Here is a 16,176-nt window from a genome sequence, read left to right as displayed (position 1 = left end):
TTAATATGGTGGATGGAATGAACGGCTGGACAGGGGAAATAAAATAACAATTTAATATAAAAAAGCGGCAAGCACAATGTTTAATAAAGTGCTTGCCGCCTTTTTATATATTAATCCTCTAATAAAGGATATACTCCATCTTCATCATGTGTTTCAGTTCCAACTAATGGTGGATTGAATACGCAAATAAGACGCATATCTTCTTTCCCACCACGTAAATAATGTTCATCATTATCATTTAATGCATACATTGTTCCATCAGTAATAGGGTACACTTTTCCATCTTTAATTGTTTCGATTTCCCCATCGCCACTTACACAGTACACTGCTTCAAGGTGATTTTTGTAATGGATATGTGTTTCAGTTCCAGCATAAATGATCGTTTCATGGAATGAGAATCCCATTTTATCATCTTTTAATAATAATCTTCTACTAGACCAAGTGTCAGCTTTTACTTCTTTTTCTGTATCTAAAATGTCTTTTAAATGTCTTACGATCATGTTTCGTTTCCTCCTACAATTCTTCTACGATTGATTGTATACTATTTTCGATAATTTGGAATCCTTTTTTAAGCCCTTCTTCATCGATCATTAAAGGTGGTAAAAATTTGAATACTTCATCTTTTGGACCAGATGTTTCCATTAATAATCCTTGTTCAAATGATGCGGCACAAATTTTTTCTGCGACACCGTCAACATGACATGCAACACCTTGCATTAAACCACGTCCACGAGTTTCTCCTTTAATTTCTGGATATTTCTGTACCATTTCTGTTGTAAAATCCTCAATTAAGGCTGCTTTTTTATCAATTTCATTTGAAAAAGTATCGTTTTCCCAATAAGTGAGCGCCTCTGTTGCAGCGATAAAAGCTAAGTTGTTTCCACGGAATGTTCCGTTATGCTCACCGGGTCCCCAAATATCTAATTCTTTATTGAATAATGTAATTGCCATTGGCAATCCATATCCACCAATTGATTTTGATAAACAAACGATATCTGGTGTAATCCCAGCACGTTCAAAACTGAAAAATGTACCAGTACGTCCACAACCTGCTTGAATGTCGTCGACAATTAGCAATATTTCAAATTTTCGGGCTATTTTTTCGATTCCTCGTAACCACTCTTCGCTTGCTGCGTTAATTCCGCCTTCACCTTGTACCGTTTCAACGATAATAGCAGCGGGTAAGTCCACACCACTACTTGTATTATTTAAATAACTTTCAATTAATGAAAGTGAGTCTGTATTTTCATCATATGCATCAAAAGGCATGGAAACAGTATTTGTTAGTGGAATCCCAGCACCTTCACGTTTTGTCTGATTCCCAGTAATTGCGAGTGATCCGATTGTCATCCCATGAAAAGCGTTTGTAAAACTCATAATATTTGTTCTACCTGTTGCTTTTCTCGCTAATTTTAACGCACTTTCTACTGCGTTCGTTCCAGTTGGACCTGGGAACATCACTTTGTAATCTAAGTTTCTCGGTGCAAGAATAACATCATGGAACTTTTGTAAAAATGCTCCACGAGCTTCTGTTGCCATATCTAAACTGTGAGTAATTGCATCACTCGTAATATACTCAACTAGTTTATCTTTCATTTGTTCATTATTATGACCGTAATTTAATGTTCCAGCTCCAGCGAAAAAGTCGATATATTCGTTTCCGTCTACATCCCATAATTTATACCCTTTCGCTTTTTTAAATACAGTTGGAAAACTACGGCTGTAACTCCTTACCTCTGATTCATATGTTTCAAAAGTTTTCATTGTCACTTTGGAATCTTCCATTGTGATTGTCATTAATTTTTAATCCTCCATTATTTTTATTGAATTGGTCCAATACGGTACGTCAATTCTTTTTCGTGATCATCTGTTGGAAATTGTTCTTCTGTAAAACAGTCAAAAATAGCGCAATTTGCACGGTATTTCTTTGCCATTCCTCTAAATAAACTGCTAGAAGGAATGTTTGACGGTGTAACAGTTGCTTCCAAATATTTCACGTCTTCTGTTTCTTTTAATTGGCTTAAAATTCGATGAATTAGTTTCGTTGCCAGTCCGTTCCCGCGATATGTTGAATCAACGGCAACTTGCCAAACGAAAAAAGTGTCTGGAGCCTCAGGCTGAATAAATCCTGAAACAAAACCGATAATCTCTCCATCCTCCGTTTCTGCAACGATCGATGTATTAGAGAAAAATTTACTCCACATTAAATAACTATACGGAGAGTTTACATCTAACACTTTCGATTCTTCTACTATGCGAAACATTTCACTTCCATCGTCTTCTGTCGGGTTTCTAAAGTGAACTAATTCACCACTTTTTAATTCAATAGCCGTTTCTTTTATTAAAGTACTAACGGCGATTCACCTCCTATGAAATCTACACTATTAATCGTACCGATAGCAAAAAAAGTTTGCAAACCTCTCTCATCGTCATATAACGGCATAGTTTTTGTTCAGTATTGTTTAGCGTAAATTTTTATATGTTTATCTACGAATCTCTTTAAAATGGTCTTGTTTCTTCCGTTATCGTCGAGATTTATGTGAAAACGCTTTATTTTCTACTTGCATATACAATTTTATTTGATAAAATTGATACATAGATAGTGAATGGTTATTCATTTTTGCGCTTTGGAATAAAGAAAGCGATTACAAAGAGGAGGATGTTAAAATGAAAGGCGAAACAGTTATTGTAACAGGTGGATCAAGTGGAATGGGGAAATATATGGCAAAGAGATTTGCGGATGATGGGGCAAATGTTGTTATTACGGGAAGAAATGAAGAAAAACTACAAGAAGTAAAAAAAGAACTTGAAGAAACAGCATCTGGAAAAGTAGGCTTTGTGCAAATGGATGTTAGAAATGTAGATGATGTTGACCGTATGGTGAAAGAGACGGTAGAAATGTTCGGGACAATTGATCATTTAGTAAATAATGCGGCAGGAAATTTTGTTGTGTATGCAGAAGATTTATCTGTAAATGGTTGGAATTCTGTCATTGATATTGTGTTGAATGGTACGTTTTATTGTTCGCAAGCTGTGGGAAAATATTGGATTGATCAGAAAAAACAAGGATCGATGATTAATATGGTTGCAACATATGCATGGGATGCCGGAGTTGGTGTGGTACATAGTGCTGCGGCGAAAGCAGGCGTATTGAGTTTAACTCGTACATTGGCTGTGGAATGGGGATCGAAATATGGCATTCGTGTTAATGCGATTGCACCAGGGCCAATTGAGCGAACAGGTGGAGCGGATAAGTTAATGTTGTCGGAAGAAATGACGGAACGGACACGTAATTCTATTCCATTAAAACGTTTTGGAACACCGGAAGAAATCGCTGGTTTAGCTGCATTTTTATTCTCAAAAGATGCTGCATATATTAATGGTGAAGTAGTGACGATGGATGGAGGCCAGTGGTTGAATCAATTTCCGTTTTAAAATGGAGGGAATGTGATGGAGGAAATAGCATATAAACGACAAGACAATCAGAAGAAACGTCGAGTATGGTTGAGAGTTATTTATATTGTATTAGCTGTTTTACTCATCGGTGTTGTTGGTGCTGTCATATATGGGTACAATTTTGTACATAAATCTTTGCCTATTGTAGAGGGTGAGGTCACTTTACCAGTAAAAGAAGAAGTGATTGTGGAGACAGATGAGCATGGAGTACCACATATAAAGGCAAAAAATATGCAAGATTTGTATACGGCACAAGGATATATACAAGCCCAACATCGATTGTTCCAAATGGAATTATCACGGAGGCAAGCGTCTGGTACATTGAGTGAAGTGATTGGTGAAGCGACTGTCGATAATGATAAGTATTTCAGAACTCTTGGATTAAGACGTGCTGCGGAAAAATCGTATGATGTATATTCAGACGAAGCAAAAGAAGTGTTGCAATGGTTTAGTGATGGAGTGAATGCTTATATAGAAGAAGCGGCTGACGATGGTACATTGCCAGTTGAATTTACTTTACTTGGCACAACACCTGAACCTTGGACACCTTTAGATTCTTTAACGATTGGAAAGTATATGGCATTTGATTTAGGTGGTCATTGGGAAAGGCAAGCGTTCAATTATTACTTGTTAGAAACTTTTGATGAAGCGAAGGCTTTAGAAATATTTCCTTCCTATCCAAAAAATGCCAAAACGATGATAGAAGATGTAGAACTAGATATTGCAACAAGTTTTAAAGATGTGGTGGTTCCTGATGAATTTAATGGGAGCAATAATTGGGTTGTTAGTGGAGAAAAGACGACCTCTGGAAAACCTTATTTAGCAGATGATCCGCATTTAGGGCTTGCGACTCCGTCAGTATGGCTGCAAATGCATTTAGAGGCGGAAGATATGAATGTAAGTGGTGTTATTTTTGCTGGAGTTCCAGGTATTATTTTAGGGCATAACGAACAAATTGCTTGGGGTGTTACGAATACTGGACCAGATGTACAACAATTGTATATTGAAAAAAGAAATCCAGATAATGCTACCCAATTTTTATTTGAAGAAGAGTGGGAAGATGCAGAGGTAATTGCAGAGCCCATTATGGTAAAGGACGGAGAAACGATTGATTATGAGGTAGTAGAAACACGTCATGGTCCAATTATATCTGAATTTGCGAAGGAAACAGGGGCAAATAATGTGTTGTCGCTACGGTGGACTGCGTTAGATGCTACGACAGAATTACAAGCAATTTTGCAAATGAATCGTGCGACAGATTGGGAAAGTTTTGAAAAGGGATTAGAAGATTTCCATGCGCCTGTACAAAATTTCGTATTTGCGGATGTTGACGGTACGATTGCGTATAAAGCGAATGGAAAAATACCAATCTATGAAGATGGCACAGATGCATTGCTTCCATTAGAGGGATGGGATGCGAAAAATGAATGGAATGATTTTATATCATTTGATGAGTTGCCGAAAGTCGTGAATCCAGAAAAAGGTTTTATTGCGACGGCGAATAATAAAGTAGCTTCTGAAAAATATCCATACCATATTAGTAATGTATGGGCTCAACCATATCGGTATGAACGTATATTTGAAGTATTAGATGATAGTGACGCGTTAACGGTAGAAGATATGCAAGCATTGCAAATGGATGCTACAAATTTACGAGCACGCGAGTTTGTACCTTATTTTGTAAGTTTATTAGAAGAGGTAGAGTTGGATGAACGTGAACAGCAATTATTAGATTTATTGGAAGAATGGAATTTTGTGAATGATAAAAATTTAGCAGCACCGTTATTATTTGATCAGTGGTTCGTTCAATTGGAGGAAATTTTATATACAGATATTGATGAAGCGGTGTTCGATTTGTTTAGTGGAAGAGGCCAAACGACAGATGAATTGCTCCGTTTAGGAAATGATTCGATTTGGGTAGCAGAATTAGGAACAATCGAACATATTGTTTATACTGCATTTCGTGAGGCGATAGCTTCGATTGAGAAAGATTTTGGCAAAGACGAGTCGAAATGGAAATGGGGCGATTTTCATCAAGTTCAATTTAAACATCCTTTATCAAGTGCGAATAAATTATTAGGTTATTTTTTTGATGCTGGAAAACCTTTGCCTGTTGATGGGAGTGCGGTAACCCCTTTAGCGGCACGTGCTGGAGAAGATGGTATAGTGAATCATGGGGCTTCATGGCGTTTTGTCATTGATATGGAAGAGCCAACAACTGGCTATCATACGGTTAGTCCAGGGCAATCGGGGCATTTTAGAAGTGAATGGTATCGTGACCAAGCAGAAGATTGGGTAGATGGAACATATCATGAAACAGTGTTGGATGGGGTGTCAGGTTCAGTGTTAAAAATTATTCCAAAATAATTTTTGCTAATGCACAGAAGCGGTTTAGTACCGTTTCTGTGTTTTTTGTGCATTTTGTGCATTTGAAAATCTCTGGCTCTGCCGGGGGTTTTATGTATCTTTTAGTATGGTATTATAAATGCTTCCTCTCGTGATAAGATAAAGTTGGTTTCCAGACCAGCATATCTTAGAAGAGAAGGAGGCAATCCTAATGCAGGATGAGAATAGACACAGTGGAGATGTAAGTATTATATTGTATTTGCTCCAAAATACAAAAATGGAAACTAGGTAGTTGCAAGAATACTGGTCGGAGTTGCAAGAATGCGGCTATAAGTTGCAAGAATATAGGCCGAAGTTGCAAGAATACTGGCCGAAGTTGCAAGAATACTGGCCGAAGTTGCAAGAATATGTGCCGAAGTTGCAAGAATGCAGGTCGAAGTTGCAAGAATGTAGGTCGAAGTTGCAAGAATATGTGCCGAAGTTGCAAGAATATGTGCCGAAGTTGCAAGAATACGTGCCGAAGTTGCAAGAATGCGTGCCCGAAGTTGCAAGAATATAGGCCGAAGTTGCAAGAATGCAGGTCGAAGTTGCAAGAATGCGGCCCGAAGTTGCAAGAATACGGCTATAAGTTGCAAGAATACGTGCCGAAGTTGCAAGAATGTGTGCCGAAGTTGCAAGAATGCAGGTCGAAGTTGCAAGAATGTAGGTCGAAGTTGCAAGAATATGTGCCGAAGTTGCAAGAATACTGGTCGAAGTTGCAAGAATACTGGTCGAAGTTGCAAGAATACTGGTCGAAGTTGCAAGAATATAGGCCGAAGTTGCAAGAATGCAGGTCGAAGTTGCAAGAATGCGGCCCGAAGTTGCAAGAATACGGCTATAAGTTGCAAGAATACGTGCCGAAGTTGCAAGAATGTGTGCCGAAGTTGCAAGAATACAGGTCGAAGTCGCAAGAATATAGGCCGAAGTTGCAAGAATATGTGCCGAAGTTGCAAGAATGCAGGTCGAAGTTGCAAGAAAACAGCTAAAAGATGATTATATAAGCGATTAACTATCGTTATTCGAAAGTACGATTCATTTATGGGACAACGAGATAAAAAAGATAGTAATAAGTGATTCTTAAAATATGCGTGCGTGGATGTTGTGCTGTAGGGAGATCGATCGTTCAGTGAGTGTCTTAGGCTGAAATCGGTCACGAAGGCTTTTAGCAGCGGAGCAAACCAATAGTTCGGTAGTGCTCACCCATAAGTTAGAGTTTTAATTATGCAGCACTTATTAAGATAGAACAAGGTATTGCTTCTATTTAAATTAGTTCATTTTTGCACTTATCTAAATTTATAGACGAAAATACCTAATGGAAATGGATAATTTAGAAGTTCTTTTTTAATACAATAAGCCCTTTCCCATATAGCAAATAAAACCAAAAAGTGATATTATTTTCATAATGATATAATTATATTGGAGGATAAACATGACAAATAATCGAACGACGATTTTTGTGGATGGAGATAAATATTATGTGGAACCGAATAATGATGAGCGAATTTTTGCGATGCTCATTTATTTAACGAGTTTTTTCACAACGATTATCGGACCTCTTCTTATTTGGTTATTGAAAAGGGATGATTCAAAGTTTGTCGATTTCCATGGAAAAAACTATCTTAACTTTTTAATTTCATTCGTAATTTATGGCATTATCGCGGTGATCTTGAAAATTTTATTAATTGGGTTTATTTTATTGCCGATTGTTGGACTTTTAGTCATCATCTTTACAATTTTTGGTGCAATAAAAGCTTATCAAGGAGAATGGTATAGCATTCCGTTTACCATTAAATTTATACGATAACATGATCATATGTTAGGTTCTAACATAAAAAAAACAGGGGGACTGAAGCATATGCAAAACATTTTAAAAGATACGAAAATATACACAGATTTGTTAGAGAAGTTTTTGCAAACGAATGATGAAAAGTACTTGATGGAAGCAAAAGTAATGAGTTCCTCTTTTGTGAATCGAAATATTTTCCCAGAAGAGATTGTCCGCATACATATGAAGGCAATGGACTCGATTTATGGTGAAACAGTTAGTGAATACAAACAATCATTGCAATTTTTATTGGAATCATTAATTGCATACCGTGTTGCAAATAGTAAATTCGAACAGTTAAATACAGAACGTCTTGAATTGAAATCAGAAATGCAAGTGGCGGCTAATATGCAAAAAACATTATTAAAAACAGAAATTCCTACATATAAAACGTTAGATATCGGAGCTATTAGTGTGCCATATCGTCAGCTGAATGGAGATTACTACCATTTTACAGAAGGAGAAAATGGTATTTTAAACTTCGGGATTGCGGACGTTATTGGAAAAGGTGTGCCTGCAGCGCTAAGCATGTCGATGATTAAATATGCGATGGATATTTTTTATGATGAATCGATGTGTCCGCCGACAGTACTTCGGAATTTAAATCATATTGTAGAGCGAAACGTAACGGCAAATATTTTTATTACGATGTTATTTGGGCAATATAATTTGGCAACAAATGTCTTTAAATTTGCGTCCGCTGGGCATGAGCCAGGTTTTATTTATCGAAAAGCAACGGATCGATATGAGGAAATGGAAGCGAAAGGAATTGTGCTTGGGGTAGTGAAAAAAGCACAATATGAGGAATATACGTTAGAAATTGAAGTAGGCGATAGCATTATTTTGCTAACAGATGGTGTAACAGAGTGTAAACGAGGCGATCGTTTTATTACAAAGCAAGAATTAATAGAAGTAATCCAAAGGTTCTCTCACTTGTCTGCACAGGAACAAGTAGAGAGTGTGTACAATTATTTTGAACAAATGGATGACTTTCAATTAAAAGATGATTTTACATTATTAATTATTAAAAGATTTGTTTAATCTTTTGATTGTTCGGGTATAACAGTATTGAAGATGGAGTAGGTGAAAAAAGAGGTGACGACAATGAATTTAAACATAGAAATAAAGGACGAAGGAAAAAAAACAATCGTACAATTATCCGGGGAAATTGATGTATATACTGCCCCATCGTTAAGAGATAAATTAATCCCGTTAACAGAAGAAGCGGGACATACGATTAAAATAGATTTAGAAAACATTTCATACTTAGATAGTACAGGTCTAGGTGTGTTTATAAATGCATATAAATCATCGAAACAACATAATAGTATAATAGAAATTATTCATGTAAAAGATCGTGTATTAAGATTATTCCAAGTGACTGGATTACATGAAATCATGAATGTCGTACCGAAATGATCGTTCAGGAGGGAAAGATAAGATGACGCAGTTTGATTTTATTGAAATGAAAATTCCTGCAAAACCGGCTTATGTCGGGGTTGTTCGTTTAACAATCTCTGGAATTGCTAGCCGAATGGGCTTTTCATATGAAGCAATTGAAGATTTAAAAATTGCTTTATCCGAAGCTGTGACGAATGTTGTCACACACGCTTATGAGAAGGAAGATCGTGGAGAAGTAAGAATTGGGTTTGGAGTGTACGAAGACAAAATTGAAATGATGGTAGCGGATCAAGGGGAGAGTTTCAATTTTGAAGATGTAAAAAATCGTATCGGCCCGATGAATCAAATAAATGAAATGAAACCCGTAACTCAAATGCGTGAAGGGGGTTTTGGACTGTATTTGATTAACGCCTTAATGGATAAAGTTGAAATTAATAACGAGTATGGTGTCGTAGTATTAATGACAAAGTTTCTCGACGAAACTGGGGTGGAAATCGATGACAAAGTCCAAACAACAAAGTGAAGAAGGCGAAGTATACCGTTGGATAGAACGTCTCCAACAAGAATCTGAAGATGAGATAGTGAAAGAAAAATTAGTCCTTCATTTTGAAGGGCTTGTTCATTCTTTAGCACGGAAATATTCTCAAAGCCGAGGAAATCATGAAGATTTAGCACAAGTTGGCATGATTGGTTTATTAATGGCTGCGGAACGTTTTGATGCGGAATTTGGGAAAACGTTTGAGGCATTCGCCATCCCAACGATTATCGGTGAAATAAAACGTTATATTCGTGATAAAACGTGGAGTGTCCATGTTCCCAGGCGTATTAAAGAACTAGGCCCAAAAATTAATCGTGCGGTAGAAACATTGACGAATGATTTACAGAGGTCTCCGACAGTACAAGATATAGCGTCTTACCTTGAAGTGACAGAAGAAGAAGTGTTAGAAACGATGGAAATGACAAAAAGTTATCGCGCTTTATCTGTCGATTATAAACATGAATCAGATGGAGAGGGAAACACGGTTTCCATATTAGATTTAGTCGGTTTAGAAGATGAATATTATGAAAAAGTTGATTTACATATGATGTTAGAAAAGATTTTTCCGGTGTTGGACAAGCGGGAACAAGAAATATTAAAACTCATTTTCTTTGAAAATTTAAGCCAAAAAGAAGTTGGGGAATTGTTAGGTATTTCACAAATGCATGTGTCTCGTTTACAACGTAAAGCATTGAAAAAATTAAAAGATGAATTAGAAAAAGGTCGGGGCGAAGTTTCAACGGTCGAATAAGAAGAGGTTGGAGAAATGTACACTCCAATCTCTTTTTTGTGATAGGTGATTCCTATGATAAAATAGGATGATGGAAGGAGAATGCAAAATGAACGATCAAACGCATTTAATGGAATTAGTAGCGAAAGAATTACAATTAAAACAAGCGATTGTACAACAAGTAATCAAGTTATTAGACGAAGGAAATACGGTGCCATTTATTGCTCGTTATCGAAAGGAAGCAACTGGTGGACTAGATGAAGTGCAAATAAAAGATATTCAAGACCATTGGCAATATGCAGTCCAGTTGGCAGAACGAAAAGAAGAAGTCATTCGTTTAATTGATGAACAAGGAAAATTGACAGAGGAATTACAAAAAAATATTGAAGCGGCAACAAAGTTACAGCGAGTGGAAGATTTATATCGCCCATATCGTCAGAAGCGCCGTACTCGCGCAACTATTGCAAAGGAAAAAGGCTTAGAGCCGTTAGCAGAACAGATTTTTACACAGTCGATCGAAAATATAGAAGCGACCGCGGAACAATTTTTCTCAGAAGAGCATGAACTATCTAAGGTAGAAGACGTGCTCGCGGGAGCTAACGACATTATAGCGGAGTGGATTTCAGATGATCCTGCATACCGTGATTACATACGTGAAACGACTTGGAAATTAGGAACGATTGAAACAACTGTAAAAAATGCAGAAAAAGATGAGAAAGAAATTTTCAAAATGTATTATGAATACGATGAGGCAATCCGTTCTCTTGTATCACATCGTACATTGGCGATTAACCGTGGAGAAAAGGAAGATGTCCTTCGCGTGAAAGTAGTGGCACCAGAAGAAAAAATTATGCAATTTTTACAAAAAAAAGTTATTGGAAAAGTGCAATCGGAGGATTGTGCTAAGTTAATAGAAGCGGCAATGGAAGATAGTTATAAACGTTTAATTGAGCCGTCGGTTGAACGAGAAATTCGTGCGCGTTTAACGGAGACTGCAGAATCACAAGCGATTAATGTTTTCTCAGAGAATTTACGTAATTTATTATTACAACCACCGTTAAAAGGCCGCGTTATACTAAGTGTCGACCCAGCATTTCGTACTGGTTGTAAGTTAGCGGTCGTCGATGAAACAGGAAAAATGTTAGAAGTAGGTGTCATGTTCCCAACAGCACCTCGAAATGATGTAAAAGGTGCTGAAAAAATTGTTCTAAAGTTATTCGAGAAATATCCAATTAAATTAATTGCTATTGGAAATGGAACTGCCTCACGTGAGACGGAACAATTTATTGCGGATGTTATCGATAAAAACAATTTGGATGTACCTTATATCATTGTCAATGAAGCAGGGGCAAGTGTTTATTCTGCTTCTGAACTAGCTCGAGAAGAGTTTCCAGATTTAGAGGTCGAAGAAAGAAGTGCTGTGTCGATTGGAAGAAGAGTCCAAGATCCACTTGCGGAATTAGTGAAAATTGATCCGAAGTCAATCGGTGTCGGACAATACCAACATGATGTAAGTCAGAAGGAATTAACACATTCACTTGATTTCGTTGTAGAAACAGCTGTAAACCAAGTCGGTGTGAATGTAAACACGGCTTCAGCTTCCTTGTTAGAACATGTCGCTGGTTTAAGTAAAACGATTGCGAAAAATATTGTCGTCGCTCGTGAGGATTTAGGTAAATTTTCAAATCGTACACAATTGAAAAAAGTTCCACGACTTGGACCGAAAACATATGAGCAAAGTATTGGATTCTTACGTGTTATTGATGGTGCAAATCCACTTGATATGACACCGATCCACCCTGAAAGTTATGATGTAACGAAAGCATTACTGACAGAAGTCGGATTTTCACTTGAAGATGTAGGTTCTGATGATGTTCGTGCAGCATTAGCGAAAGTCGATTTAAATGTGTTAGCAGAAAAATTGGATGTTGGTGTACCGACATTACAAGATATCGTGGAAGCATTAAGCCGTCCCGGACGTGATTTACGCGATGATTTCCCACAACCAATTTTAAAACAAAAAGTGTTATCGTTGGAAGATTTAGAAGAAGGAATGGAAATGGAAGGGACAGTTCGTAATGTTGTTGACTTTGGTGCGTTTGTCGATATCGGAGTTGGACAAGATGGGCTCGTTCACATTTCAAAATTAGCCAATCATTTTGTGAAACACCCAATGGATGTAGTATCAGTAGGCGACGTTGTAACGGTTTGGGTGGACGAAGTAGATGTCAAACGTGGCCGTATTGCTTTAACTATGCTTCAGGAAGCAGCTAAATAGAACTTTTTAATGTTATTACCCCCTTAATGTGAGATTTAGTGGCTCATATTAAGGGGGTTTTTGCTTATTTATTGCATCTGTTTTTGGGTTTGTTGCATCTGAAATTCGTTTATTGCATCTGTTTTCGCGCTTGTTGCATCTGAAATTTGTTTATTGCATCTGTTTTCGCTTTTGTTGCATCTGAAATTTGTTTATCGCATCTGTTTTTGGGTTTGTTGCATCTGAAATTTGTTTATCGCATCTGTTTTTGGGTTTGTTGCATCTAAATTTTGTTTATTGCATCTGTTTTCGCGCTTGTTGCATCTGAATTCCGTTTATTGCATCTGTTATCGCGTTTGTTGCATCCAAATTTTGTTTATTGCATCTGTTTTCGCGCTTGTTGCATCCAAATTCCGTTTATTGCATCTGTTTTCGCTTTTGTTGCATCTGAATTCCGTTTATTGCATCTGTTTTTGCGTTTGTTGCATCTGAATTCCGTTTATTGCATCTGTTTTCGCGCTTGTTGCATCTGAATTCCGTTTATTGCATCCGAATTCCGCACATTTGATTAGCCCGTTTGTTACTGTTATTTTTGCTTGTACCAACGTTTATTTTGTCGATTATAAATTAAATTACTTCGCTGCAAAATTTTCGTGATTGTTACCCGACTCGGCACACGTAAAAACCATCTTGCCTCTTTATTAGAAATGCTCGGACCGAATAGAATAAAAAATTCCTCTAAAGAACGCCTATATGCAAAGCGATCTATATAATGACAATGTTGGCAAATCCATTTTCCTTTTAAATAAGCTGTTTCAAGACGATAACATTTTTTGCAAATAACGCCTGGTTGAACATCACGAATGTCTATTTTGAATTTCTTAAAATAATCAATTTTTAAATCCTTATATGCTTGCATCATTTGTGTAACAATTTTATTTTTTAATGTAGGATTTCCGTTAGGGTAGCGCTTTTCCAGTGTTTCATTCTGTCTTTTAATGTAAAATGGAATATTTTCTGCGAAAGTCACGTGTGTTGCGATATGGGCTTCATCACCGATTACTTTGATAATAGTTGTTGAATCAGCAATGGAAACGAAGTAATAAATGGGAAAGCCTTCTAATGATCGTTCTTGTAGCCATTGCATGATTAAAAATTTATTTGATTCTAGTTGGGTTAAAGGGTATTTTATATTTCGTTCCTTATTTTTATGTTTTTGAGTTAGTTGTTCCAATTGCGTACTAAAAATTGCTTCACCATCGATGCTTTTTGAATCGATTAAGTATATCGCATGATTGGAAACGATGCAGGCATCTATTTGAAAAGTGATGTCTCTTAACTCAAACGATATATCATTTAATACACTATAAATTGTCGATGGAAGCATACGTAAATGATAATCTAATTTTCGCTCACCATTTAATCCTTTTTGTGCTTTTGCGGCTTGAATTTTTAAAGGTTCATACATGGAGTGGGTATTGCTGATTCTTGGGACAAGTGCATTTAAAAACCGTAAAGTATAAGGTATGTTTCGTTGTTTAATAATTGATTTTAACCCCCTATGTAATTTTATACATATTATAGATAGGGTGAAACATAAAGTAAATATGATTTGATAAATTTAAAAAACACTTACAAAATGCATCCGAAAATGCAAATTTGTAAGTGTTTTGATCAGTAAAATTTAGTTTTCTTCTAAAGCTTTCATTACTTTATCCATGTCGATGCCTGCTGCTTTTGCAACACCTTCACCATATGCTGGATCAGCTTTATAACAGTTTGTAATATGGCGAATTTTAATGAATTCTTCTGCTCCGTCAAAATTACGCGCTGTATTTCCGAATAGACGTTCTTTTGCTTCATCATCCATTAAACGGAATAATTTTCCAGGCTGCTCATAATAATTATCATCATCTTCACGGAAGTTCCAATGATCTGCTGCACCGAATAAGTCTAAAGGTGGCTCCTTAACATCCGGATTATCTTGCCATTCATCATAACTGTTTGGATGATAATGTAATGTACTTCCTAAGTTTCCGTCTGTACGCATTTGTCCGTCACGGTGGAAACTATGGAATGGACATTTTGGTTGGTTTACCGGAATTTGGTGATGGTTTACACCTAAACGGTAACGCTGTGCATCTGCATATGAGAATAAACGAGCTTGTAACATTTTATCTGGTGAATAACCAATTCCGGGAACGATGCTCGCTGGAGAAAATGCAGCTTGCTCTACATCAGCAAAATAGTTTTCTGGGTTTCTATTTAACTCAAACTCTCCCACTTCAATTAATGGGAAGTCCCCTTTATACCAAACTTTCGTTAAGTCAAACGGATTGTATGGCATATTTTGTGCTTCATCTTCTGTCATTACTTGAATGTACATTTTCCATTTCGGATAATCGCCATTTTCAATAGATTCATATAAATCACGCTGATGTGATTCGCGATCTTTACCGATTAATTTTTCAGCTTCTTCATCTGTTAAAAATTCGATACCTTGTTGTGTAACGAAATGGAATTTCACCCAAACACGTTCATTATCTGCATTAATCATGCTATATGCGTGACTTCCGAACCCATGCATATGACGATACGATTTAGGAATTCCACGCTCACTCATTGTAATAGTTACTTGGTGTAACGATTCAGGTAAAAGTGACCAGAAGTCCCAGTTGTTGTTCGGTGAACGCATGTTTGTACGTGGATCACGTTTTACTGCGTGGTTTAAATCAGGGAAATGCATACCATCTCTAAAGAAGAATACAGGTGTGTTGTTCCCAACTAGGTCCCAGTTTCCTTCTTCTGTATAAAATTTTAATGCGAATCCACGAATATCACGCTCAGCATCTGCTGCTCCACGTTCTCCAGCTACTGTAGAAAAACGTGCGAACATTGGTGTTTCTTTTCCTACTTCTGAGAAAATTTTTGCTTTCGTATATTTTGTAATATCATTTGTTACTCTGAATGTTCCGTGTGCACCAGAACCTTTTGCGTGCATACGGCGTTCAGGAATTACTTCACGGTTAAAGTGTGCTTGTTTTTCAAGTAACCAGAAGTCTTGTAATAAAATGGGACCACGTGGGCCAGCTGTTAAAGAGTTTTCATTGTCCGGTACTGGATTACCTGCTGCAGTTGTTAGTCTTCTTTTGTTCATGTTTTTGTCATTATTGCTCATTAAAAAAGCACCTCCGAAGAAATTTTATGTAAATTAAAATCGTTTTACATTGTAATTATTATAATATCATATTTATTATAAATTACAATCACATTGCTCATACTTATTTATTACCCGTTTCAACACTAATTGAAACATCAAATATGGATGTGTGCATAGATTATTGATTAGAGATAAAAAAGATCACTTAATTGAGAATGTGTTGAAATATTCAAATGAAAGATAATTTGGTATGATAGAATCGGTCTAATAACCAAAAATTAGATGCAACAACTGCGAAAACAGATGCAATAACCAAAAATTAGATGCAACACTGCCGAAAATAGATGCAATAACCAAAAATTAGATGCAACACATGCGAAAATAGATGCAATAACCAAAAATTAGATGCAACACTTGCGAAAAC

At 36.6% G+C, this 16,176-nt stretch carries 15 protein-coding genes; 10 read left to right on the top strand and 5 right to left on the bottom strand.

What is annotated here, in order from left to right; all coding sequences use genetic code 11:
* Positions 1–110 precede the first annotated feature (110 nt).
* From SPD45_RS13950 to ectA, 3 genes are read right to left on the bottom strand one after another with little or no spacing between them, the layout of a single operon-like run.
* On the bottom strand, positions 111–500 hold the full coding sequence (locus tag SPD45_RS13950; RefSeq protein ID WP_336268387.1) for an ectoine synthase: 390 nt from the start codon (positions 498–500) through the stop codon (positions 111–113).
* Between the two features lie 13 nt (positions 501–513).
* On the bottom strand, positions 514–1,797 hold the full coding sequence (ectB, locus tag SPD45_RS13945; RefSeq protein ID WP_336268386.1) for a diaminobutyrate--2-oxoglutarate transaminase: 1,284 nt from the start codon (positions 1,795–1,797) through the stop codon (positions 514–516).
* 23 nt (positions 1,798–1,820) lie between these two features.
* Positions 1,821–2,327 (bottom strand): diaminobutyrate acetyltransferase, encoded by a 507-nt coding sequence (gene ectA, locus SPD45_RS13940; RefSeq protein ID WP_336268388.1) that lies wholly within the window; start codon positions 2,325–2,327, stop codon positions 1,821–1,823.
* Positions 2,328–2,667: 340 nt separating this feature from the next.
* Between ectA and fadH the strand changes: the two genes are divergently transcribed.
* The 10 genes from fadH to SPD45_RS13890 all read left to right on the top strand — a co-directional run bounded on the left by fadH (position 2,668) and on the right by SPD45_RS13890 (position 12,613).
* Positions 2,668–3,435 carry a 2,4-dienoyl-CoA reductase gene (gene fadH / locus SPD45_RS13935; RefSeq protein ID WP_336268385.1) on the top strand — a complete coding sequence of 256 codons (768 nt, stop codon included), beginning with the start codon at positions 2,668–2,670 and terminating at the stop codon, positions 3,433–3,435.
* Between the two features lie 15 nt (positions 3,436–3,450).
* Positions 3,451–5,823, top strand: a complete 2,373-nt coding sequence (locus SPD45_RS13930) for a penicillin acylase family protein (RefSeq protein ID WP_336268384.1) — start codon at positions 3,451–3,453, stop codon at positions 5,821–5,823.
* A 271-nt stretch (positions 5,824–6,094) separates the two neighbouring features.
* A complete protein-coding gene (locus SPD45_RS13925; protein ID WP_336268383.1) occupies positions 6,095–6,361 on the top strand; it encodes a hypothetical protein in 267 nt (88 codons plus the stop codon).
* Complete coding sequence (locus tag SPD45_RS13920) at positions 6,348–6,827, top strand: hypothetical protein (RefSeq protein ID WP_336268382.1); 480 nt, start codon at positions 6,348–6,350, stop codon at positions 6,825–6,827. The genes SPD45_RS13925 and SPD45_RS13920 overlap by 14 nt, the downstream gene beginning before the upstream one ends.
* Positions 6,828–7,270: 443 nt before the next feature.
* The gene (locus SPD45_RS13915) at positions 7,271–7,645 is read left to right on the top strand and encodes a DUF4870 domain-containing protein (protein ID WP_336268381.1); all 375 of its coding nucleotides are present in this window, start codon (positions 7,271–7,273) and stop codon (positions 7,643–7,645) included.
* 51 nt (positions 7,646–7,696) lie between these two features.
* Positions 7,697–8,707, top strand: a complete 1,011-nt coding sequence (locus SPD45_RS13910) for a PP2C family protein-serine/threonine phosphatase (protein WP_336268380.1) — start codon at positions 7,697–7,699, stop codon at positions 8,705–8,707.
* Between the two features lie 63 nt (positions 8,708–8,770).
* Positions 8,771–9,085, top strand: a complete 315-nt coding sequence (locus SPD45_RS13905) for an STAS domain-containing protein (protein ID WP_336268379.1) — start codon at positions 8,771–8,773, stop codon at positions 9,083–9,085.
* Positions 9,086–9,107: 22 nt separating this feature from the next.
* Positions 9,108–9,590, top strand: a complete 483-nt coding sequence (gene rsbW / locus SPD45_RS13900) for an anti-sigma B factor RsbW (protein WP_336268378.1) — start codon at positions 9,108–9,110, stop codon at positions 9,588–9,590.
* Positions 9,565–10,356 carry an RNA polymerase sigma factor SigB gene (gene sigB, locus SPD45_RS13895; protein ID WP_336268377.1) on the top strand — a complete coding sequence of 264 codons (792 nt, stop codon included), beginning with the start codon at positions 9,565–9,567 and terminating at the stop codon, positions 10,354–10,356. Before rsbW ends, sigB begins: the two co-directional genes overlap by 26 nt.
* An 88-nt stretch (positions 10,357–10,444) precedes the next feature.
* Positions 10,445–12,613, top strand: a complete 2,169-nt coding sequence (locus SPD45_RS13890) for a Tex family protein (protein WP_336268376.1) — start codon at positions 10,445–10,447, stop codon at positions 12,611–12,613.
* A gap of 565 nt (positions 12,614–13,178) precedes the next feature.
* Here the strand turns inward: SPD45_RS13890 and SPD45_RS13885 are convergent.
* Positions 13,179–14,060 (bottom strand): nuclease-related domain-containing protein, encoded by an 882-nt coding sequence (locus SPD45_RS13885; protein WP_336268375.1) that lies wholly within the window; start codon positions 14,058–14,060, stop codon positions 13,179–13,181.
* 216 nt (positions 14,061–14,276) lie between these two features.
* Positions 14,277–15,770 (bottom strand): catalase, encoded by a 1,494-nt coding sequence (locus SPD45_RS13880; RefSeq protein WP_336268374.1) that lies wholly within the window; start codon positions 15,768–15,770, stop codon positions 14,277–14,279.
* Positions 15,771–16,176 lie beyond the last annotated feature (406 nt).

Source organism: Pseudogracilibacillus sp. SO10305, from assembly GCF_037072005.1.
Taxonomy (GTDB): Bacteria; Bacillota; Bacilli; order Bacillales; family Amphibacillaceae; genus Pseudogracilibacillus; species Pseudogracilibacillus intestinigallinarum.
Note: the sequence above shows the minus strand (reverse complement) of the source record. Positions and strands in the feature narration are given on the sequence as shown.